This is a genomic window from Guyparkeria sp. TX1 (assembly GCF_046523965.1).
Taxonomy (GTDB): domain Bacteria; phylum Pseudomonadota; class Gammaproteobacteria; order Halothiobacillales; family Halothiobacillaceae; genus Guyparkeria.
The window spans coordinates 305001-325161 of sequence record NZ_CP144142.1 but is presented as its reverse complement, the minus strand read 5'-3'; the positions used below and the strand labels follow the sequence as shown (position 1 = coordinate 325161).

The following is a 20161-nucleotide window of genomic DNA, read 5'->3' as shown; positions in this document are numbered from 1 at the left end:
GTGTGAGGCTGATTTGCTCATTCAAACCGTCAAGCCGTCGGTGTGCACTAGTAGGGTGAGGTGTAGCCCTCGGGCAGGGTCTTGAACCGCCGATGCCCCCAGAGGTACATCGCCGGGTGGCGGCGGATTTCGGCCTCCAGTCGTTCGACGAGTAGCTGAGTGTCGGCCACTTCGTCGCCGCTGGGGATGCCTTCGATCGGCGGTTCGATCTCGAGCTCGTAGCGGTTGCCGAAGCGGCGGACGTGGTAGGGCAGGATCACGGCTCGGCCCATGCGGGCGAGTATCGGCATGGCGGTGTTGGTGGCCGCCGGCAGGCCGAAGAAAGGAATGAAGGCGCTGGTCTTGCCGTGGTAGTTCTGGTCCGGCGCGGTCCAGAGTACGTCACCGGCGCGCAGGGCGCGGACCATGGCGCGGGTGTCCTCGCGGTGGATCAGGCTGGCCAGGTGCTTCTCGCGCCCCTGGTCGATCAGCGCGTCGATCGCCGGGTTGTTGTTGGGGCGATAGACGGCATGCACCGGTGCATGACGGGAGACGAAGTACACGCCCAGTTCCATGTCGGTCACGTGCGCGGCGTTGAGAATCACCCCCTGCCCGGCCGCCCGGGCGGCCTCGAGGTGTTCCAGGCCGATAATGCGGTACTCGGGCACGCGGTCGAGGTTGCCAAACCAGCCCCAGAATCCCTCGCAGATGCCGGCCCCGAGTCGGGCGAAGTGTTCATCGATGGTGTGCTCCCGCGCCGCGGCGGTCCATTCGGGGAAGGCCACGGACAGGTTTGCCCGCATGACGTGCCGTCGTTTCTTGAGCACACGCGCCATCAACCAGCCAAGCCCACGGCCGAAGGCAAGTCGGGCACGCTGCGGCAAGGCGGCGATCAGCCGCGGAATCAGCGACAGCAGCAAGCGCGTCGCGCGAATGCGAGGTGGGAGTGGTTCACTCATGGAGCGGCATTCTAAGCGATAATGGGCCCATGCACTTGAAGCGAGTTGTCTGCCCGTTCGTAAGCCCCTTTAGTGATCTGTCCCCTTGGCAGGGGAGTGTGGCGTGACGCGCTGGCAATACCAGGTCGCATTGGGCCTCATCGCCCCGTGGCTTTTGTGGGACGCGTGGCGACGTTATCGCCATGCCCCGCCCGGGCAGCGACGCTTGCTGGAACAGTTCGGGCGTCTGCGGGATGGGTTGCCCCGGGGCGGCTTGTGGTTGCATGCGGTTTCCCTGGGCGAGGTACGGGCTGCGGCCATGCTGGTTAGCGCGCTGCAGGCACGCTGGCCCAATCTTCCGATCGTGATCAGCACCACCACCGAGACCGGCGCCGAGGCGGCACGCGCACTCGGCCTGCCGCATTTCTATGCCCCCTTCGATCTGGCCTTCGCGCAACGTCGCGTGCTGGCGCACTTGCGCCCGCGGCTGATGGTGGTGATGGAGACGGAGCTTTGGCCGAACCTGGTGCGCGAGGCGGGGCGTGCCGGCGTGCCGCTGGTCATCGCCAATGCCCGCCTGTCCGACCGGTCCTACGACCGATACGCCCGCTGGGGTGGTGGTTTGCTCCGTGAGGTGCTGAGCGGGGTCGAGCTGATCTGCGCTCAGTCCGCAGCCGACCGGGATCGTTTTCTCAAGCTGGGCGCGCCGCATGCCGAGGATTGCGGCAACCTCAAATTCGACCTGCCGGTGAGCGAAGAGGCCGTGCCGGTGCCGGCTGAGCATCACCTGACCTGGCTGGCGGCGAGCACTCACCCGGGCGAAGAAGCCCAGGTGCTTGCCGCGCACGAGCGTGTACGCGCGCATTACCCCGAGGCCCGCTTGATCCTGGTGCCACGCCACCCCGAGCGGGCGGGCGAGGTGTCGCGACTGGTCGATCGCTCCGGCCTGTCGGTGGGAACGTGGGCGCCCGATCAGCCGCCGGGCGACCGGCCGGCGGTGGAGGTCGTTGACCGGGCGGGACTGCTCGCGGGACTGTTCCCCGAGGTGCCGGTCGTCTTCATGGGCGGGTCGCTGGTGCCTGTCGGTGGGCACAATCCGATCGAGCCGGCCGCCGTGGGTCGCGCGGTGTTGCATGGGACGGCGGTGCAGAATTTTCGCCAGGTCTTTGCGGTGCTCGGTGAGCGAGATGCCTGTTGCGAGGTGGCCGACAGCGAGGCGCTGGCGACGGCGGTGATCGAGTGCTTCGCTCGGCCCGAGCGCTGGGCGGCGACCGGGGCACGGGCGCGTGCCGTGATCGCTGAACACCGCGGGGCGGCCGAGCGGCTGGTCGAGCGGCTGGTCGAGCGGCTCGCTTCGTGGTTGGACTAAGCGCTAAAAGCTGACGTCGATCGCCCGACCTCAGGCGAGACGAGGATCAGTCCTCGCCGTCGACCGTTTGGCGGGCGCGCTCGAGCACGCGTTGCATCATTTCGGTGTCTGCCGTGCTCGCGCCATCGTCATCGCTCCGGCCCATCAGCGGGGCGATCAGGGCGTTGGTTTCCTGATCCGTGAGCTGACGATTGATGGCCTCCAGGTCGGCGACGGTCAGCTGGCCAGTGTCGGCCTTTAGCTGCAGCATGTTGGTGAGATAGTTGTAGCGGGCGTCGAGGTAGTCTGCCATGGCCTGGAACACGCGCAGCTCGGCATTGAGGACATCGACGATGGTGCGCGTGCCCACGCCGTAGCCCGCTTCGGTGGCGACCAGGCTGGTCCGTGCGGATTCGACTGCCTGGCGGAAGGCGGTGATCTCGCTGATCGAGGTCTGCACCCCGCGGTAGCTGTCGGACGTCTGCTGGCGGACCTGGCGGCGTTGGCCGTCCAGGTCGAACTGGCTGCGTTGGTAGTCGAATGCCGCCTTGCGTGAGCGCGAATTGATGCGCCCGCCGGTGTAGATGGGCAGCTCGACCTGTACGCCGACACTGCCGTTGAGCCCCCCGCGCCGGTCCTGCCGAGTCAGTCCACCCCCGGTGTAGGTGTTGTCGTAACCGTACTGCGCCTCAAGCCCAACGGTCGGGGCACGGGCGGATCGGTTGATGTCGACAGCCTGTTGGGCGATTTGCGTACCGATGGTCGCGCTCTGTAGCTCGAGATTTTGCGCCAGGGCCAGCTCGATCCACTGCTCGGGGTCGGCCGGTTGAGGCGCGGCCACGTCGAGATTGGTTCGGATGTCGTCGAGATCGGTGATCATCTGCCCGATGATGGTGGCCAAGGCCGCTTCGGCATTGTTGAGCTCGTTACGCGCGGCGATGATCTGCGCGTTGGCCTGATCGTATTCCGACTGGGCGTCCGCCACATCGGTCACCGCCACCAGGCCCACCTCGTATTGACGCTGGGCACGCTCGAGTTGGCGCGTGAGAGCCGTGCGGTTGGCCTGGGCCAATTGCAGCTGGGCATCAGCGTTCAGGACGCGGAAGTAGGCCTGGCCGGTGCGCAGGATCAGATCCTGACGGGCTTGCTCATAGTCGATCGCGGCCTGGTTCACCTCCAGCTCCGCGCGACCAACCTCGAGTTGGTCGGTCCGGTTGAAGATGGTTTGCTGGAGCGTCAGGCCGAGATTGCCACCAAAGCCATCGTTGCTGTCCGCGCCGGGGATTTCGCCAATGGTGGTGTCGGTGCGCTCAAACCGAACCCCTGCTCCTGCACCGATCTGCGGCAGCAGGTCGGCCCGTTCGATCGGGATGTTTTGCTCGACGGAAAGACGTTGCTGTTCGGCGGCGCGCAGCTGCTGATCGTTCTGTTCGGCCAACGAGTAGATGTCGAGCAGATCGGCCGACCACGCGGGGGTGCTGCCGACTGCCAGGCCCATGCCGATGGCGACCGACAGGACGGCGCGGCGCAGCGGCCGGTTCGGGGCGATGTGCCCGCCGCGAGTGAATGCGTTGCGACTGACAGGCATGGTCGGGACACCTCGGAAAGGTTGGTCGGGAATTGATTAGGTTGCTAATGGAATCGCACGATACCCCAGCCGTTACTTCACCGGCAAGCGGTAGCCGCGCCGCCCGCTGGGTTTCAACGGGTGCGTGTTCAAAGAGAAGAGCTTAGCGCAGAAAGGGCCCGGTTGGAGCCCCCTAGCGGGCACAGGGGCTGGCGGAGTCGTGGCGGGTGAGCGCAGGGCTCACCACGAATCGTGTCGAGGGCATCAAGCGCTGGGCAAGAGCACTCGTTTGCCTCTTGCGGTCGGTAATTAAAGCGAGAACGACGGTTTTGGTTCGGCGCCGATCAGGTAGCCCGTGCGGGTCTCGAACAGGGAATCGGTGCGGAAGTGGGTCTCGGATTCGCGGGTCACCATCGAGACGGTCTGGATCGGCCCCGTGCCGGTGATGGCGAGCAGCCGGCCGCCGATATTCAGCTGGCGCAGGCTCGCCTCCGGCATCTCGGTGCGGGCGCCGGTGAAGACGATCACGTCGAAGCGTTCATCGTTGGCCCAACCGTCGTGGGCATCGCCGGTTTCGAGCACGACCCGCTCGAAACCCAGCTCCGAGAGCAGGCCACCGGCGCGCTCGGTGAAGTCCGGGAAGATGTCCACCGAGCGCACGCTGTTGCCCAGCGAGGCTAGGCACGCCGTGAAGAAGCCAGTGCCGGTGCCGATCTCGAGCACGCGCTCACCGGGCTGGACCTGCAGGTACTGCAGGATCCGGCCCTCGACCACCGGCGCCAGCATGGTCTGCCCGTGGCCGATCGGCACGGCCACGTCGGCAAAGGCGTGAACCCGCTCGGCATCCGGGACGAAACGCTCGCGCGGGACGTTGAAGAACACCTCCAGAACGCGCTTGTCGAGCACGTCCCAGGGGCGGATCTGTTGCTCGACCATGTTGAAGCGGGCCAGTTCGATGTCGGTGGGCATGAATTCGGCTCTGGTTTTCGGGAAAATTGAGTGCGCGGTAATTTACGGGTTTTCCACTGCCCCGGCAACTTCCCGCGATTGATGGGGCTGTCGAGCCGTTCTGCTAAGTCACTGAAAGCCGGCCGGGAACTTGTTATTTGCTGGCCGCTGGGGTAGCGTCCCGACCATAACGGTGGCTGCCCGGACGATGTTCGGTGGCCACCCATCCGCAGACTAGGGGTGCCGCCCCGGCCGTGAATGGTCGGTCAGGCGGCTGAGAAACACCCTTGGAACCTGATCCGGCTTGCATCGGCGTAGGGAAGTCTGTCTGGCACAACCGAGATTCCCTCCTCGTGTCCAGTCGGCGCTCGTCGTGCATGCCCCAACCGATGCACAGGTGGCAACCCATGAGCGCAATCCCCAGCGATTTCCTGCAGAAAACGGCGAAACTCTCCGAGACGGTCATCGCCCCGTTCCCGGCCAGTCATAAGCGCTACTCGGTCGGCTCGCGCCCCGATATCCGCGTGCCATACCGCGAGGTCAGCCAGACGGCGACCCAGAACGATTCCGGTATCGTCTCCAACCCGCCGATCCCGGTCTACGACACCTCCGGTCCGTACACCGATCCGGACGTCGAGATCGATCTGCTCAAGGGCCTGGCGCCGCTGCGCCAGCAGTGGATCGAGGAGCGCGGCGACACCGAGCAGCTCGACGGCCCGACCTCGCGTTTCGGCCAGGAGCGCCTGACCGACGAGAAGACCGAGAATCTGCGCTTCTCGCACATCCGCCCGCCGCGCCGCGCCAAGGCCGGCGCCAACGTCAGCCAGATGCACTACGCCCGTCAGGGCATCATCACCCCGGAGATGGAATACGTCGCGATCCGCGAGAACAACCGTCTCCAGGAGATGCGAGCCGATCCGCGCTACAAGGCGCTGCTGCGCCAGCACAAGGGCGAGTCTTTCGGCGCGTCGATCCCGGATGAGGTCACGCCCGAGTTCGTCCGCGACGAGATCGCCCGCGGTCGCGCCATCATCCCGGCGAACATCAACCATCCGGAAATCGAGCCGATGATCATCGGCCGGAATTTCCGCACCAAGATCAACGGCAACCTCGGCAACTCGGCGGTCACCTCCGGCATCGCCGAGGAGGTCGAGAAGATGGTCTGGGGCATCCGCTGGGGCGGCGACACCATCATGGACCTGTCGACCGGCAAGCACATCCACGAGACCCGCGAGTGGATCCTCAGGAACTCGCCGGTGCCGATCGGCACCGTGCCGCTCTACCAGGCGCTGGAGAAGGTCGACGGCAAGGCCGAGGACCTGACCTGGGAGATCTACCGCGACACGCTGATCGAGCAGGCCGAGCAGGGCGTCGACTACTTCACCATCCACGCCGGCGTGCGCCTGGCCTACGTGCCGATGACCGCCGAGCGCGTCACGGGCATCGTCTCGCGCGGCGGCTCGATCATGGCCAAGTGGTGCCTGGCGCACCACGAGGAGTCGTTCCTCTACACGCACTTCAACGAGATCTGCGAGATCATGAAGGCCTACGACGTCTCCTTCTCGCTGGGCGACGGCCTGCGCCCGGGTTGCCTGGCAGATGCCAACGACGAGGCGCAGTTCGCCGAATTGAAGACCCTGGGCGAGCTGACCCAGATCGCCTGGAAGCACGACGTGCAGGTGATGATCGAGGGGCCGGGCCACGTGCCGCTGCACATGGTCAAGGAGAACATGGACAAGGAACTCGAGGACTGCTTCGAGGCTCCGTTCTACACCCTCGGGCCGCTGGTCACCGACATCGCCCCGGCCTACGACCACATCACCAGCGGCATCGGTGCGGCCAACATCGGCTGGTACGGCACCGCGATGCTCTGCTACGTCACGCCCAAGGAACACCTCGGCCTGCCGGACAAGGACGACGTGCGCGAAGGGGTGATCACCTACAAGATCGCCGCCCATGCCTCGGATCTGGCCAAGGGTTTCCCGGGCACGCAGGTTCGCGATAATGCGCTGTCGAAGGCGCGCTTCGAGTTCCGCTGGCTCGACCAGTACCACCTGTCGCTCGACCCGGAGCGGGCGCGTGAGTACCACGACGCGACCCTGCCGGCCGATGCGCACCAGGTGGCGCACTTCTGCTCCATGTGCGGCCCGCACTTCTGCTCGATGAAGATCACCCAGGAGGTCCGCGAGTACGCCGACCAGCTGGGAGTCGATGAGGAGGAGGCCCTCAAGCAGGGCATGAAGGAGAAGTCGATCGAGTTCGTCCAGAAGGGCGGCGAGGTCTACGGGCGGATCTGACGGCGGTTGCCTTGCGACTGGATAAACGAAACCCCGGCTTGGCCGGGGTTTTTTCGTGGTGCATCGACCCGGGCGTCAGACGGGCGGTCGCCGGCCCATCAGGAAGAACACGATGGCCAGGATCAGGCCAACCACGAACAGGATCCAGGCAATCTGCGTCGCGGCGCCCGCGATGCCGCTTAAGCCCAATACACCTGCGATGATGCCCACGATGAGGAAAACGAGTGCCCAAGACAACATAATGCGACCTCCTTGGTTGCGCGGCCTGGCAAGACGGCACGTCAAGCGTTGCGGCCGGTTGTCGGCATGGAGCCGACGGGTAATGCCGGTTGGCCATGAACCTCGCACGGCCAACCCGACCTTAGTTGAGATGCAGTCAAGGCGCTCGGGTTCCATCATGCTTCGAAGGCATGCGGGGAGCCGGGATCGGTCATCATCTGAGAGGGGCTGCTACTATCGCCGCCCCTTGAGCAATCGCCGGTGAGTGCATGACCGAGCCGACCCCGGGTCCCGTCGAGGACCGCGATATTCCCCAGTACGCGCCGATCGCGCTGCTGCCGCTGCTTGCCCTGCTCCTGCTGGGCTTTTTCTGGGGATACAACTGGGTGGTGATGAAGGCCGTGCTGGTGGACGTATCGGCGGCGTGGTTCGCCGCGCTGCGCACCGTGCTGCCGGCCCTGCTGCTGATCGCGATCCTGCCGCTCGCCGGCAAGCGCTTGCGTCCGCCACCCCTGTTCTACGCGCTGCCGATCGGCCTGTTCCAGACCGCCGGCTTTGTGGGTTTCATGATGTGGGCGCTCCAGTCCGGTGGTGGTGCGGGCGAGACCGCGGTGATCGTCTTCATGATGCCGCTGTGGCTGACCCTGATGGCGCACTTCGCCCTCAACGAACGGATCACGCGGGTGCAGTTGCTGGCCATCGGTCTGGCCCTGCCGGGACTGGTGCTGCTGATCTCGCCATGGGAGGAGGGCCTGATGCTGGCCGCGGTGCTGCTGGCCTTCGCCTCTGGCTTCGGCTGGGCGCTGGGCGCGATCTGGCAAAAGCGCTACTACCACCGCTACCAGTCCGACCTGCTCAGCCTGACGGCCTGGCAGATGCTCTACGGCGGGCTGTTGCTGCTCGCGATCGCGCTCTGGGCCGAGCCCTTCGCCGTCGACCCGACGCCGAATTTCCTCTGGGCCCTGTTCTATAACGTGGTGCTGGCGGGCGCGATCGGCTGGCTGCTCTGGGTGTACTCCCTGCACCATCTGCCGACCTGGATCGCCGGTTTCGGCGCGCTGCTGGTGCCCGGCATCGGTGTGCTGAGTGCCTGGCTGGTGCTGGGCGAGACGCCGGGGCCGGTCAAGCAGCTCGGTATCGGCCTGATCCTGTCGTCGCTGCTGATCATCACGCTCTACCAACGCCGACAGCGGCGCAATGCCCGTCGGCGAGCGGCGGGTTGATCGCTCGACCCGGCGCGGGTTTGCCCCAAGCGGTTGTCAATCGTGTCATGCTGAGGAAGTCAGCGGCGCCATTGCATGGGAGCGCTGCACGAATCGAGATGAGGTAATCGATGGGCGAATGGATCCAGGTGACGGTGGCGGAGAAAATCCGCTGGAACGACGGGCTGTATTCCCTGCGTTTCCAGGCGCCACTGCCGGCGTTCAAGGCGGGGCAGTTCGTCCGGGTCGGGCTCGATATTGACGGCGAGCGTATCGCGCGACCCTACTCATTGGTCAACGCGCCGGGCGAGACGCCGCACGAGATCTATTTCAATGTGGTGCCCGACGGGCCGCTTTCCCCGCGCCTGGCCCGGTTGGAAGCCGGCGACACCCTGTTCGTGCGCTCCATGGTCACCGGCACGATGACCATGGAGCGCACGCCTGCGCATCGCCACCTGTGGCTGTTCGCTACCGGCACCGCGCTGGGCCCCTTCCTGTCGATCCTCAAGACCGACACCCCGTGGGAACGTGCCGAGCGGGTGGTGCTGTGCCACTCGGTGCGCCACGCGACGGACCTGGCCTACGGCGAGACAATTCGCCGGCTACAGGAGCGTCACGGCGATCAATTCGACTTCGTGCCGGTGGTCACACGCGAGGTGCAACCGGGCGCCCTGCGCGAACGGATTCCCGCGGCGCTGGCCGCAGGCACGCTCGAGCGCCATGTCGGACTGGATCTGCGCGCCGAGGATGCCCACGTCATGCTGTGCGGCAACTCGGACATGATCGAAGCGGTCCAGCAGGTGCTCGAATCGCGCGGCCTGCGTCGTCACCGCCGCCGGGAACCGGGGCACATCACCGTCGAGAAATATCACTGACGTGAGGGGATCGACTGGCGGGCGCGTTGCCCCGTCGATGCCGGCCTCGCGTCGGCTATACTGATCATTCAACGCCCACCGGTGTGACCGATCCCGGGTGGCCAGACCTCTTGGATTTATGGAGTGGCAACCGTAATGGTGCTGATGCTCGACAACTACGACTCGTTTACCTACAACCTCGTCCAGTACCTGGGCGAGTTGGGTGAAGAGGTCTGGGTGGCGCGCAACGACCAGGTCACCATCGAGGAGATCGAGGCCCGGGCGCCGACCCACATCGTGGTGTCCCCGGGGCCCTGTGACCCGGACCAGGCGGGTATTTCGCTGGAGGTGATTCGGCATTTCGCCGGCAAGCTGCCCATTCTGGGCGTCTGTCTGGGACACCAGGCGATCGGCCAGGTCTTCGGCGGTAAGGTGGTGCGGGCCCGCGAGGTGATGCACGGCAAGGTCTCGCCGGTCTACCACACGGGCGAGGGCGTCTTCGACGGCCTGCCCAACCCCTTCGAGGCGACGCGCTACCACTCGCTGGTGGTCGCCCGCGACAGCATCCCCGAGGTGCTCGAGGTCACCGCCTGGACGCAGCACGAGGACGGTTCGGTCGACGAGGTCATGGGGTTCCGCCATCGCGAGTACGCCATCGAGGGCGTCCAGTTCCACCCCGAGTCGATCCTCACCCAGCACGGCCACCAGCAACTCAAGAGCTTCCTGCGCTACCGTTCCGGCGTGCGCGACCCCGTACCGGCGTGAACGCGCCGGCCGACGAGACCTCGGCCCAGGCGGATGACTCCCCGCGGGGGCGTCGCGCCGCCGTCCTGGTGTTGGTGATCGCCGGGCTGCTGATGCTCGCGCCATTCACCGTTGATGCCTACCTGCCGTCGTTTCACGCCATGGCCGACGAGTTCGGTGTGGGGCAGGCGGCGATCCAGCAGACCCTTTCCCTGTACCTGCTCGCCTTTGGCTCGATGATGCTGTTCTACGGGCCGGCTTCCGACAGCTTCGGCCGCAAGCGCGTGATCCTGCTGGCCCTGCTGGCCTATGCCTTGATGACCGTCTTTGCCGCGCTCTCGCAGAGTATCGGCCAGCTGATCGCAGCGCGGGTGGGGCAGGGACTGGCCGCCGGTGCCGGCGTGGTGATCGGCCGGGCGCTGGTGCGCGACCTGTTCGCCGGCGCCGATGCCCAGCGGGTAATGGCGAACGTGATGCTGATATTTGCCGCGGCGCCGGCAGCAGCCCCGATCATCGGCGGCTGGCTGCACGAATGGTTCGGCTGGCGCTCGGTGTTCTGGTTCCTGCTGAGTTTCTCCCTGCTGCTGGTGATCGCGATCTGGTGGTTGTTGCCGGAGACCGTAGCGCAGCGTGACCGTCAATCGTTCGCCCCACGGTTCGTCTTCAAGAGCTATGCGCGGGCGCTTTCCCACCCGCGCTACATGCAGCTGGTCGTGGTGTTCGCGCTGCTGTTCGGCGGCATGTTCCTCTACGTTGCCGCCGCGCCGGCGATCCTCATCGATCATCTCGGCCAGGATGAAACTGATTTCTGGAAATTCTTCGTGCCGTTGGTGGCCGGGCTGATCCTCGGCAGTCGCCTGACCAACTGGCTCGCCGGGCGATTGAGCATGACCGGCACCATGGCGCTGGGCTTGTTTCTGACTGGGCTGGCGGTGATCTACAACCTGATTCAGGCCTGGGTGCAGCCGCCGGACGTCACGCACGGGGTGTGGCTGACCGTCACGCCGATCACGCTTTATGTCATGGGCATGGCGACCACCATGCCGGCGCTCAACATCACCGCGCTCGACTACTGGCCGGCCCAGCGTGGGCTGGCCTCGGCGCTGCAGGGGGCGACGCAGATGGCCTTCGCCGGGTTGGTGTCGGGGGTGATGGTGGCGTGGCTGGCGGATTCGCTGGTTGCCTTGGCAGCAGGGATGGCGTTCTTGTATGTCGCGGCGTTGGGGTTGTGGTTGTTCTGGTGGCGATCAGCAGATGCCGAGGCGTGATGCAAAAAAATGCCCGGCGACGAGGCCGGGCTTTCTCGAGCGACTGTCAGACCACTCGGTCTGACTCAGCTCGGCGAGGGGTCACATGCCCCCGGCGTCCTTGTCCTCACCATCATGGTCCATGCCATCACCGCCCCCGGCCTTAGGCTGATCAGATTGTTGTTCGCCAACCCCGGCAGGCTCTGACGTGTCGTGACCTTGCACTTCCTCGTCCCGAAGGGCCCCGCCCATGCCGGTGTTTGGGGCAACCCCCTCACCTTGCGGATGTTCCGGCGCGGTCGCGCCGTCCCCCGGTTCTCCATGTTTTGGATTTGTGTCTTCGGCGTGGACCGAGCCCATGCCGACTGTCATCGCCAACGCTGTGCTGCTCAGGAGTGTCGCAATGGTTTTCATTTCGAATTTCATAAGACACCTTTAATCATTGGAGAGTGGCCGAATTTTTGCCGATTTACGGGTGATTGTTGCGCCCGTCCATAGTGTGGCCATTAGGTGTGGCGAGAGTTCCAAACGATTCCGATTCTCGCGGTTTCCTCTGAGTAGGGTGGAGGCTCCGGTATCACTGTTGGCGGTGGTAGAATTCCCGCTACGACGTCACCCACAGGGTGCGGAATCTCAGTGCATGCCGAGCAATGCCAGCGGAACACAGTGAATAGCGGAAGCGTGGCGTGAGGCGGCAGCGCAGGCCCGGCAGAGATCTGATGTCGGGTGCTGGTGTCTGCGGCGCCCAGCAGGGTCAGTGTTTCGTTCATCCGCTGGTTTCTGGGCTCGTTTCCACCGTTATCGGTGTATTGAGAGATTCGCTAGGTTTAGTCAATCGCGCGCGTCGCGCGCGAGCAACGAAAAGGTGAGCAATGGCCGGTCACAGCAAGTGGGCGAACATCAAGCATCGCAAGGCCGCGCAGGACAAGAAGCGCGGCAAGCTCTGGACCAAGATCATCCGCGAGATCACGGTGGCCGCACGTGCCGGCGGCAATGCCGACCCGGCGGCCAATCCGCGCTTGCGCCTGGCCTGGGACAAGGCGCTGGGCGCGAACATGCCCAAGGACACCATCGAGCGGGCCGCCAAGCGCGGCGCGGGTGATCTCGAGGGGCAGGATTTCGTCGAGGTCACCTTCGAGGGCTACGGCCCGGGTGGCGTGGCGGTGTATGTCACGGGCATGACGGACAACAACACCCGCACGGTGGCCGACGTGCGTCACGCCTTCTCCAAGAACGGCGGCAATCTCGGCACCGACGGCTCGGTCGCGTTCCTGTTCTCCCGTCTCGGCGTGCTCTACTACCCGCCGGGCAGCGACGAGGACCCGGTCATGGAGGCCGCGATGGAGGCCGGTGCCGAGGACATCGAGGTGTTCGACGACAAGTCGATCGAGGTCACCACCACGCCGGAGACCTACAGCGACGTCAAGCAGGCCATGATCGATGCCGGCCTGCCGCCGGAGGAGAGCGAGGTCACCATGCGGGCCTCGACCAGCGCGCCGGTCGACGGCGAGAACGCGGAGAAGGTGGTCAAGCTGATCGACATGCTCGAAGACCTCGACGACGTGCAGGAGGTCTATCACAACGGTGAGATCCCGGAAGCGGCCTATGCCTGAGTCGCCGGCAGGGAATCGCCCCACGCGGCGGGTGCTCGGCATCGACCCCGGCTCGCGCGTGCTCGGGCTGGCGGTGATCGAGTTCGCCGGCGGACGAGCTCGTTGCCTCGAGCTGTCGAGCCATTCCCTGCAGTCTCACGGTGACTTTGCCGCCCGCATGGGCGGCGTTTTCGATGTGGTCTCCGAATGGATCGAGACCCACCAGCCGAGCGAATGCGCCATCGAGCAGATCTTCATGTATCGCGGCAATGCCTCCTCGCTCAAGCTCGCCCAGGCGCGCGGCGCGGCGCTGGCTGCCGTGGTGCGTCATGGCCTGCCGGTCGAGGAATACATGCCGGCGACCGTCAAGCAGGCGGTGGTCGGCAGCGGCAAGGCGGACAAAGAGCAGGTGGCCCACATGGTCCAGCGGCTGGTCGGGTTGGCCGAATTGCCGTCGACCGACGGCGCGGACGCCGCGGCGGTGGCGTTGTGCCACTGTTATCGCAGCAATGCCTTCGGGGCGGTCGGCAGCAGTGGACCGAACAGCGAGGCGCGCGAGATCCTGCGCGAGGCATCCCAACGACGCTATCGCCGCCGCAGCGACTCACGCGGCTGGCGCGACATGGATGCCGCCACCCTGATGGCCCGCACGGCGGGCAAGGCCGGAGGAAAGAAATGATTGGACGACTTGCTGGGCGGGTATTGAGCCGCAAGCCGCCGTTTTTGCTGGTGGACGTGCAGGGAATCGGCTACGAGGTCGAGGCACCGATGTCGACCTTCTTTGCCACCCAGGGGCAGGACGACGTCATCCTGCACACCCACCTGGTGGTGCGCGAGGACGCGCAACTGCTGTACGGCTTTGCCACCATCCGTGAGCGCGACCTGTTTCGCGCCCTGATCAAGGTATCCGGTATCGGCCCACGCATGGCCGTTGCGGTGCTCTCGGGCATGTCCGAGGCGCAGTTCCGCGATTGCGTGCTCAACGACGACGTCACCGCGCTGACCAAGGTGCCGGGCATCGGCAAGAAGACCGCCGAGCGACTGATCATCGAGATGCGCGACCGGCTCGACAAGCAACCGGGTGGCGGGGCGCCGGCGGTTGCCGGCGGCGAGCCGGCAGTCGACACGCCGCGCGACGAGGCCTTGAGTGCGCTCGAGGCGCTCGGCTACAAGCCGGCCGAGGCCGGCCGCATGATCGCCCGGGCCGAGAAGGAGGGCGCGGATAACGCCGAAGCCCTGATCCGCCTGGCGCTGCGGCAGACGGTCAAGCCCGCCTCGTGAGTGCCCCCATGGAAGACGCCCGCTTTGTCAGTTCCGAACACCGCCCCGACGAGGAGGCCCTCGAGCGGGCGCTGCGCCCGCGTCGGCTCGCCGACTACATCGGTCAGCCGGCGGTGGTCGAGCAAATGGAGATCTTCGTCCCCGCCGCGCGCAATCGCGGCGAGCCGCTCGACCATGTGCTGATCTTCGGTCCGCCGGGGCTGGGCAAGACCACGCTCGCGCACATCATCGCCAACGAGATGGGCGTGAGCCTCAAGCAGACCTCCGGCCCGGTGCTCGAACGCCCGGGTGATCTCGCCGCGCTGCTGACCAACCTCGAGCCGGGCGACGTGCTGTTCATCGACGAGATTCATCGCCTGTCCTCGGTGGTCGAGGAGATCCTCTACCCGGCGATGGAGGACTACCAGATCGACATCATGATCGGCGAGGGGCCCGCGGCGCGCTCGATCAAGCTCGACCTGCCGCCGTTCACCCTGGTGGGGGCGACCACTCGGGCCGGCATGCTGACCAACCCGCTGCGTGACCGCTTCGGCATCATCCAGCGCCTGGAGTTCTACGAGGTCGATCACCTGGTCCACATCGTCGAGCGCTCGGCGCGGTTGACCCAGTTGGAGATGGATGGCGAGGGCGCGCGGGAGATCGCCGCCCGCTCGCGGGGCACGCCGCGGATCGCCAACCGCCTGCTGCGCCGTGTGCGCGACTACGCCGACATCAAGGGCGGTGGCCGGGTCGACCGTGGCATTGCCAATGCGGCACTCGACATGCTCAAGGTCGACAAGCGCGGCTTCGATCACCAGGACCGCCGTCTGCTCGAGACCCTGCTCGAAAAATTCGACGGCGGCCCGGTCGGGCTAGACAACCTCGCTGCGGCGATCGGCGAGTCGCGTGACACCATCGAGGACGTGCTCGAGCCCTACCTGATCCAGCAGGGGTTCCTGATCCGCACGCCGCGCGGGCGCATGGCCACCCGGCAGACCTGGGCGCACTTCGGCTACCGTCCGCCCGAGCGCTGGCAGGACGAGTCGATCGACCCGCTGGCGGGAGCCTCTTCCGATGGATAAGCCGCGCGATATTTTTCGTTGGCCGGTGCGCGTCTACTACGAAGACACGGATGCCGGTGGGGTGGTCTACCACGCCCGTTATCTCAACTTTTGCGAGCGCGCCCGCACCGAGTGGTTGCGCTCGCGCGGCTGGGAGCAGGACGAGCTGCGTGATGAGCACCAGGTGGTGTTCGTGGTGGCCCGGGCCTCGCTTGAATATCGCCGACCGGCGCGATTTAATGACTCGCTGAACGTCACCTGTGAGGTGGCGCGCCTGCGCGCGGCGGCCATTGACTTCACCCAGCGCGTGGAACATTCCGCCGATTCCACGGTCCTGTGTGGGGTATCCGTGCGCGTTGTCTGCGTGGATGCGCGGACCTTTCGTCCCAAACCCATACCCGAGTCGATCCTGGAGTCTTTCGCGTGAATGCCGATCCGTCTGTCGTCGAGCTGATTACCGGGGCGAGCCTGCCCGTGCTACTGGTCCTGATCATCCTGGCGCTGGCCTCGGTTGGCTCCTGGGCTTTGATCTTTCACAAGGCGCGGGCCTACAAGCGCGCGGTCAGCGGCGTGCGTTCATTCGAAAGCAGCTTCTGGGCCGGCGGCAGTCTCAACGAGTTCTACGACCGCATCTCCCGCGAGGCCCGTCCGCGCGAGGGTCATGAGGCGATCTTCGAGGCGGGATTCCGCGAGTTCCAGCGCCTGCGGCAGGCCGAGGACCGGGGGCACACGCAGATCATCGATGGTGTCGAGCGCGCCATGCGAGTCGCCGAGAACCGTCAGATCGACCAGCTCGAGGAGGGCGTGCCGTTTCTCGCTACGGTCGGGTCGGTCAGCCCGTACGTCGGTCTGTTCGGCACCGTTTGGGGCATCATGAGCGCCTTCATGAACCTCGGCACCATGCAGAGCGCCACGCTGGCGGCCGTGGCCCCGCCGATCGCCGAGGCGCTGATCGCCACCGCGATGGGCCTGTTCGCCGCTATCCCGGCGGTCATCGCCTACAACCGCTATACCCAGCGAATCGACTGGCTCGCCGGGCGCTACGAGAACTTTGTCGACGAATTCCTGGGGTTGCTGCAGCGCCAGCTGGGGGGCAAGTAAGCCATGGCGCGTCGCACGCGACGGGCGCGGCGGATGGTTGCCGAGATCAACGTCGTCCCCTACATCGACGTGATGCTGGTGCTGCTGGTGATCTTCATGGTCACCGCCCCGATGCTGCAACAGGGCGTCGAGATCGAGCCGCCGCAGGCCTCGGCCAGTCCGTTGGAGGACACCGACGAGCCGCCGCTGGTGATCAGTGTCAATCGTGATGGCGAGTATTTCGTCAACCAGGCCGACAACCCGGACGCCCCGGTTGGTCTGGAAACGGTCACCGAGCTGGTGGCGGCCGCGCGTCAGGTCGATCCCGAAACACCTATCCTGGTAAAAGGCGATCGTGCCTCGAACTACGAGAACGTCATGCGCGCCATGGTGGCCGCGCAGCAAGGCGGGGCGCCGAAGGTGGGGCTGGTGACCGATTCCGCCCCGTCTGACGCCGGGGCCGGCAACGAAGGGGAGCAGTAAGCGATGTGGCGGATGCTTGCGCGCATGCCGATTGCGGTGACCTTGGCCATCTTGCTGCACCTGGTGCTGTTGCTGGCGATCGTGTTCTCCGAGTTGTGGCAGCCGGAAACAATCAAGCCCAGCGGCGAGGCGGCGCAACCCTCGATGCCGAATATCCAGGCCGAATCGGTCTCCTCCGAGGCGATCGAAAGCCAGGCCGAACGTATGCGCGAGCAGCGCGAGAACCGCGAACGTGAACGGACCGAGGCCGAACGAGCTACGGAAGAGGCGGCTGCCGCACGTCGTGCCGAGGAGGCCCGCACCCAGCAGCTTGCCGAGCTGCGTGAAGCGCGTGAGCGCGAGGCGGCCCAGGAGGCCGAGAGGCTCGAGGAGCTGCGAAAGGAGCAACAGGAAGTCGAGGCCGAGCGCGAGAAGGCGCGCAAGGAAGCCGAGGAGGCTCGCAAGGAGGCCGCGGAGGCGGCCAAGCAGCGCGAGGCCGAAGAGAAAGCACGTCAGGAGGCAGCCGAAAAGGCCCGCCAGGAGGCTGAGGAGCAGGCGCGTAAGGAAGCCGAAGAAAAGGCCCGGCGCGAGGCGGAGGAAAAGGCGCGCCAGGAGGCAGAGGAGCAAGCCCGCAAGGAAGCGGAAGAAAAGGCGCGTCGTGAAGCCGAGGAGAAGGCCCGCCAGGAAGCCGAAGAAAAGGCGCGTCGAGAGGCCGAGGAAAAGGCCCGTCAGGAAGCCGAGGAAAAGGCGCGACGCGAGGCTGAAGAAAAAGCTCGCCAGGAGGCGGCGGAAAAGGCCGCCCGCGAGCAGGCCGAACGCGAGGCGCGTGAACAGGCCCTGCGCGACCAACTGGCCGCCGAGCAGCAGGCGCGCGCCGAGAGCGATGCCCTGAGCAGGTGGGCGGCCGCCATCCAGTCCAAGGTGCGGGCCAACTGGCAGCGCCCGCGCGGGGCTCGCCCCGGCTGGACCTGCACCGTAACCGTCCAGCAGGATCCCGACGGGCGCGTGCGCAATGTGAGCGTCGAGCGTTGCGACGGGGACCGCCTGTTCGAACGCTCCGTGGTGCAGGCCATCGAAGCCGCCTCGCCCTTGCCCAAGCCGGAAATCGAATCGATCTTCCAGGAAGAACTCCGTTTCAACTTCAAGCCGGAATGACCGGCCAACCCGGGGTGACCCACATGACAGTACTGGCCCTTTTGCATCGTTCGCATCGTTGGTTCGCGACCACATTCCTCGCCGGGATGCTCGCGTTCGTCATGCCGGCGCAGGCCGCGTTGGAAATCGATATCAGCGGCGGCACCGAGAGTGGTGTGCCGATCGCGGTGGTGCCGTTCGATCAGCCGGGTGGCGTAGACGATCTCGCGCGCATCATCGGTGACGATCTCGCTCGCTCCGGTCTGTTTGCGCCCGTCGCGCGGGACGCCATGCCCGGTCGCCCCGCCTCGCCGGACCAGTTGCGTATCGGTGACTGGCGTGCGGGCAAGGCGCGCTATCTCGTTATGGGGCAGGTCGAGACCGACGGTGACCGACTGCGCACCCGTTTCTACCTGATTGATGTCAGCTCCGGCCAGCGGATTGCCGGCAGCCAGATCTCGGCCGGCGCCTCGGAGGACCGGTCGGTGGCGCATCGCATCAGCGACATCGTCTACGAGGAATTGACCGGCGACCGCGGTGCCTTCTCTACCCGGATTGCCTATGTCACCGAGCGCGGCTCGGTCGACAATCGCACCTATACCCTGCAGATCGCCGATTCCGATGGTGCCAACCCGCGCACCGTGCTTGATTCCCCGTACCCGCTCATGTCGCCGAGCTGGTCACCGGACGGCAGCAAGCTGGCCTACGTCTCCTTCGAGGGCAATCGCTCGGCCATCTGGGTGCAGAACCTGTCCACCGGCGAGCGTTATCAGCTCACCGACTACAGCGGCATCAACGGGGCACCCGCCTGGTCGCCGCGCGGTGACAAGATCGCCGTGACCCTCTCCAAGGGCGGCAACCCGGATATCTACGTCATCGAGGTGGATAGCCGCCGTACCACGCAGTGGACCCGCGCCGGGGCGATCGAGACCGAGCCGACCTGGTTCCCGGACAACCGCAGCCTCGCGTTCACCTCGGACCGGTTCGGCCAGCCGCAGGTGTTCCGCAAGTCCGGTCCGGACGACCGGGCCCGCCGCCTGACCTTCGATGTCCCCTATGCCGCCGGACCGCGCATCTCGCCGGATGGGGAAAGCCTGGCGCTGGTGGTGCGTGACGGTGGGGGCTTCTACGTCGCCGAGCAATCGCTGGATGACGGTGAGCGGCAGCTGCTCAGCCGCGGTGGTGGCGAGGAGCGCCCCAGTTATGCGCCCAACGGGGCCATGGTGGTGTATGCCGCGCAATCCGGCGGCGGCTCGGTGCTCAAGATTTCACCGGCCATTGGTGGCGAGCCGCAAACCCTGAGTTACGATCAGGGCAAGGTGCGCGATCCGGTCTGGGGGCCGTTCAATGACTAGGAAAATGACCAGAAAATTGCCGAATACCATGCACGAAATGCCTTCGAATCGACGCTCGCGGCTGGCGGGCTCTCTCGCGGCCGCCCTGCTGCTGGGCGGCACCACCCTGCCGGCGGCCGCGCAGCAGGCGCCGGGATGGCTGAATTGGGGTGGCGACTCTAACGAGCAGCCACCGGCCGAGACGGAAAACGAGGCCGCGCCCAGCGCCCCGACCGCGCGCACGAGGCCGATGCCGGCAAACAATGTCACCGTCGCGGACTCGGGGGCGGAGCCGAGCAACCAGTCGGGGCAGGCCATCCTGCTCCAGCGCTTGTTGCAGCGGGTCCATGACCTTGAGCGTCAAGTGCAGAGCATGAATGGTCAGCTCTCGGAACAGGAGCGCGCCCTGGAGCGTCAGCAGCGTCGCCTCGACGAGGTGGCCCAGTCACGTCAGTCGCCGCAACGCGCCTCCGGTTCGGCCGGCGCATCGTCGGGCGTGGGTGCCGAGGACCCGGTCGCTCGGGACGTGCCTGAAGAGGCGGTTGCCGCGGTGGACACCGAGACTGGTGATAACGCCGAGAATGCGTCCTCCGATCGGGGCGATTCGAGTGGCGGTGACCAGGGCGGCATGGCCAGCGAGGACGAGCAGCAGGCCCTCTACAACGAGGCCTTCGACGTCCTCAAGAGTGGCAATTACGAGCAGGCTGTCGATGCGTTCCAGAAGGTGATCGACGCCAACCCGAAAGGCACCTGGGCGGCGAGTGCGCTGTTCTGGCAGGGCGAAACCTACTACGTCCAGCAGGACTACGCCGCGGCCGCCAAGGCCTACGGCGAGGTGGTCGAGCGATTCCCCGACAGCAACCGTGTGCCGGATGCCAAGCTCAAGCTGGGTTAT

At 66.0% G+C, this 20161-nt stretch carries 21 protein-coding genes and 1 riboswitch (1 of these 22 running past the window's edge); of the genes, 16 read left to right on the top strand and 5 right to left on the bottom strand.

Annotated features, from left to right (window positions below; genetic code table 11):
• Window positions 1-47: 47 nt before the first annotated feature.
• Window positions 48-938, bottom strand: a complete 891-nt coding sequence (locus VWP12_RS01575) for a lysophospholipid acyltransferase family protein (protein WP_410474313.1) — start codon at window positions 936-938, stop codon at window positions 48-50.
• 103 nt (window positions 939-1041) lie between these two features.
• On the opposite strand from VWP12_RS01575, the gene VWP12_RS01570 reads away from it, so the two are divergent.
• On the top strand, window positions 1042-2286 hold the full coding sequence (locus tag VWP12_RS01570) for a 3-deoxy-D-manno-octulosonic acid transferase (protein WP_410474312.1): 1245 nt from the start codon (window positions 1042-1044) through the stop codon (window positions 2284-2286).
• Window positions 2287-2332: 46 nt separating this feature from the next.
• On the opposite strand, the gene VWP12_RS01565 is transcribed toward VWP12_RS01570, so the two are convergent.
• Window positions 2333-3853: a TolC family outer membrane protein gene (locus VWP12_RS01565; protein WP_410474311.1), complete on the bottom strand. Its 1521-nt coding sequence runs from the start codon at window positions 3851-3853 to the stop codon at window positions 2333-2335.
• A gap of 288 nt (window positions 3854-4141) precedes the next feature.
• Entirely contained in the window at window positions 4142-4801 is a 660-nt protein-coding gene (locus VWP12_RS01560; RefSeq protein ID WP_410474310.1) for a protein-L-isoaspartate O-methyltransferase family protein, read from the bottom strand.
• Between the two features lie 205 nt (window positions 4802-5006).
• A riboswitch (TPP riboswitch) is annotated at window positions 5007-5118 on the top strand.
• Between the two features lie 69 nt (window positions 5119-5187).
• On the opposite strand from VWP12_RS01560, the gene thiC reads away from it, so the two are divergent.
• A complete protein-coding gene (thiC, locus tag VWP12_RS01555) occupies window positions 5188-7077 on the top strand; it encodes a phosphomethylpyrimidine synthase ThiC (RefSeq protein ID WP_410474309.1) in 1890 nt (629 codons plus the stop codon).
• A 75-nt stretch (window positions 7078-7152) separates the two neighbouring features.
• On the opposite strand, the gene VWP12_RS01550 is transcribed toward thiC, so the two are convergent.
• Window positions 7153-7317: a DUF1328 domain-containing protein gene (locus VWP12_RS01550; protein WP_082663799.1), complete on the bottom strand. Its 165-nt coding sequence runs from the start codon at window positions 7315-7317 to the stop codon at window positions 7153-7155.
• 248 nt (window positions 7318-7565) lie between these two features.
• Here VWP12_RS01550 and VWP12_RS01545 point away from each other — a divergent pair, with 248 nt between their 5' ends.
• The 4 genes from VWP12_RS01545 to VWP12_RS01530 all read left to right on the top strand — a co-directional run bounded on the left by VWP12_RS01545 (window position 7566) and on the right by VWP12_RS01530 (window position 11364).
• The gene (locus VWP12_RS01545) at window positions 7566-8519 is read left to right on the top strand and encodes a DMT family transporter (protein ID WP_410474308.1); all 954 of its coding nucleotides are present in this window, start codon (window positions 7566-7568) and stop codon (window positions 8517-8519) included.
• 110 nt (window positions 8520-8629) lie between these two features.
• A complete protein-coding gene (locus tag VWP12_RS01540; RefSeq protein WP_410474307.1) occupies window positions 8630-9373 on the top strand; it encodes a ferredoxin--NADP reductase in 744 nt (247 codons plus the stop codon).
• 135 nt (window positions 9374-9508) lie between these two features.
• The gene (locus VWP12_RS01535; protein ID WP_410474926.1) at window positions 9509-10117 is read left to right on the top strand and encodes an anthranilate synthase component II; all 609 of its coding nucleotides are present in this window, start codon (window positions 9509-9511) and stop codon (window positions 10115-10117) included.
• A complete protein-coding gene (locus VWP12_RS01530; protein ID WP_410474306.1) occupies window positions 10114-11364 on the top strand; it encodes a multidrug effflux MFS transporter in 1251 nt (416 codons plus the stop codon). The genes VWP12_RS01535 and VWP12_RS01530 overlap by 4 nt, the downstream gene beginning before the upstream one ends.
• Window positions 11365-11445: 81 nt before the next feature.
• Here the strand turns inward: VWP12_RS01530 and VWP12_RS01525 are convergent, their stop codons facing one another.
• A complete protein-coding gene (locus VWP12_RS01525) occupies window positions 11446-11769 on the bottom strand; it encodes a hypothetical protein (RefSeq protein ID WP_410474305.1) in 324 nt (107 codons plus the stop codon).
• 446 nt (window positions 11770-12215) lie between these two features.
• Here VWP12_RS01525 and VWP12_RS01520 point away from each other — a divergent pair, with 446 nt between their 5' ends.
• The 10 genes in view from VWP12_RS01520 to ybgF are tightly spaced (at most 28 nt apart) and all read left to right on the top strand, a layout consistent with a single transcriptional unit that may run on beyond the window.
• The gene (locus VWP12_RS01520; protein ID WP_410474304.1) at window positions 12216-12956 is read left to right on the top strand and encodes a YebC/PmpR family DNA-binding transcriptional regulator; all 741 of its coding nucleotides are present in this window, start codon (window positions 12216-12218) and stop codon (window positions 12954-12956) included.
• Complete coding sequence (gene ruvC / locus VWP12_RS01515; RefSeq protein ID WP_410474303.1) at window positions 12949-13614, top strand: crossover junction endodeoxyribonuclease RuvC; 666 nt, start codon at window positions 12949-12951, stop codon at window positions 13612-13614. Before VWP12_RS01520 ends, ruvC begins: the two co-directional genes overlap by 8 nt.
• Window positions 13611-14216, top strand: coding sequence for a Holliday junction branch migration protein RuvA (gene ruvA / locus VWP12_RS01510; RefSeq protein WP_410474302.1), 606 nt, complete (start codon window positions 13611-13613; stop codon window positions 14214-14216). The genes ruvC and ruvA overlap by 4 nt, the downstream gene beginning before the upstream one ends.
• An 8-nt stretch (window positions 14217-14224) precedes the next feature.
• On the top strand, window positions 14225-15277 hold the full coding sequence (gene ruvB / locus VWP12_RS01505; protein ID WP_410474301.1) for a Holliday junction branch migration DNA helicase RuvB: 1053 nt from the start codon (window positions 14225-14227) through the stop codon (window positions 15275-15277).
• Complete coding sequence (ybgC, locus tag VWP12_RS01500) at window positions 15270-15683, top strand: tol-pal system-associated acyl-CoA thioesterase (protein ID WP_410474300.1); 414 nt, start codon at window positions 15270-15272, stop codon at window positions 15681-15683. Before ruvB ends, ybgC begins: the two co-directional genes overlap by 8 nt.
• Complete coding sequence (gene tolQ, locus VWP12_RS01495; protein WP_410474299.1) at window positions 15680-16357, top strand: protein TolQ; 678 nt, start codon at window positions 15680-15682, stop codon at window positions 16355-16357. Before ybgC ends, tolQ begins: the two co-directional genes overlap by 4 nt.
• Window positions 16358-16360: 3 nt before the next feature.
• Window positions 16361-16819 (top strand): protein TolR, encoded by a 459-nt coding sequence (gene tolR / locus VWP12_RS01490; protein ID WP_410474298.1) that lies wholly within the window; start codon window positions 16361-16363, stop codon window positions 16817-16819.
• A gap of 3 nt (window positions 16820-16822) precedes the next feature.
• Entirely contained in the window at window positions 16823-17953 is a 1131-nt protein-coding gene (gene tolA / locus VWP12_RS01485; protein ID WP_410474297.1) for a cell envelope integrity protein TolA, read from the top strand.
• A 23-nt stretch (window positions 17954-17976) separates the two neighbouring features.
• Window positions 17977-19287, top strand: coding sequence for a Tol-Pal system beta propeller repeat protein TolB (gene tolB, locus VWP12_RS01480; RefSeq protein WP_410474296.1), 1311 nt, complete (start codon window positions 17977-17979; stop codon window positions 19285-19287).
• Window positions 19288-19315: 28 nt separating this feature from the next.
• On the top strand, window positions 19316-20161 hold the 5' portion of the coding sequence (gene ybgF, locus VWP12_RS01475; protein WP_410474295.1) for a tol-pal system protein YbgF. Its footprint extends 123 nt past the window's final position; 846 of the gene's 969 nt are visible here — the first part of the coding sequence; its start codon is at window positions 19316-19318; the stop codon falls past the right edge of the window.

Coding starts and splice junctions, on each gene's coding strand:
- VWP12_RS01575 (WP_410474313.1), bottom strand. CDS start 938: ATGAGTGAACCACTCCCACCTCGCATTCGCGCGACGCGCTTGCTGCTG.
- VWP12_RS01565 (WP_410474311.1), bottom strand. CDS start 3,853: ATGCCTGTCAGTCGCAACGCATTCACTCGCGGCGGGCACATCGCCCCG.
- VWP12_RS01560 (WP_410474310.1), bottom strand. CDS start 4,801: ATGCCCACCGACATCGAACTGGCCCGCTTCAACATGGTCGAGCAACAG.
- thiC (WP_410474309.1), top strand. CDS start 5,188: ATGAGCGCAATCCCCAGCGATTTCCTGCAGAAAACGGCGAAACTCTCC.
- VWP12_RS01550 (WP_082663799.1), bottom strand. CDS start 7,317: ATGTTGTCTTGGGCACTCGTTTTCCTCATCGTGGGCATCATCGCAGGT.
- VWP12_RS01545 (WP_410474308.1), top strand. CDS start 7,566: ATGACCGAGCCGACCCCGGGTCCCGTCGAGGACCGCGATATTCCCCAG.
- VWP12_RS01540 (WP_410474307.1), top strand. CDS start 8,630: ATGGGCGAATGGATCCAGGTGACGGTGGCGGAGAAAATCCGCTGGAAC.
- VWP12_RS01535 (WP_410474926.1), top strand. CDS start 9,509: ATGGTGCTGATGCTCGACAACTACGACTCGTTTACCTACAACCTCGTC.
- VWP12_RS01525 (WP_410474305.1), bottom strand. CDS start 11,769: ATGAAATTCGAAATGAAAACCATTGCGACACTCCTGAGCAGCACAGCG.
- VWP12_RS01520 (WP_410474304.1), top strand. CDS start 12,216: ATGGCCGGTCACAGCAAGTGGGCGAACATCAAGCATCGCAAGGCCGCG.
- ruvC (WP_410474303.1), top strand. CDS start 12,949: ATGCCTGAGTCGCCGGCAGGGAATCGCCCCACGCGGCGGGTGCTCGGC.
- ruvA (WP_410474302.1), top strand. CDS start 13,611: ATGATTGGACGACTTGCTGGGCGGGTATTGAGCCGCAAGCCGCCGTTT.
- ruvB (WP_410474301.1), top strand. CDS start 14,225: ATGGAAGACGCCCGCTTTGTCAGTTCCGAACACCGCCCCGACGAGGAG.
- ybgC (WP_410474300.1), top strand. CDS start 15,270: ATGGATAAGCCGCGCGATATTTTTCGTTGGCCGGTGCGCGTCTACTAC.
- tolR (WP_410474298.1), top strand. CDS start 16,361: ATGGCGCGTCGCACGCGACGGGCGCGGCGGATGGTTGCCGAGATCAAC.
- tolA (WP_410474297.1), top strand. CDS start 16,823: ATGTGGCGGATGCTTGCGCGCATGCCGATTGCGGTGACCTTGGCCATC.
- tolB (WP_410474296.1), top strand. CDS start 17,977: ATGACAGTACTGGCCCTTTTGCATCGTTCGCATCGTTGGTTCGCGACC.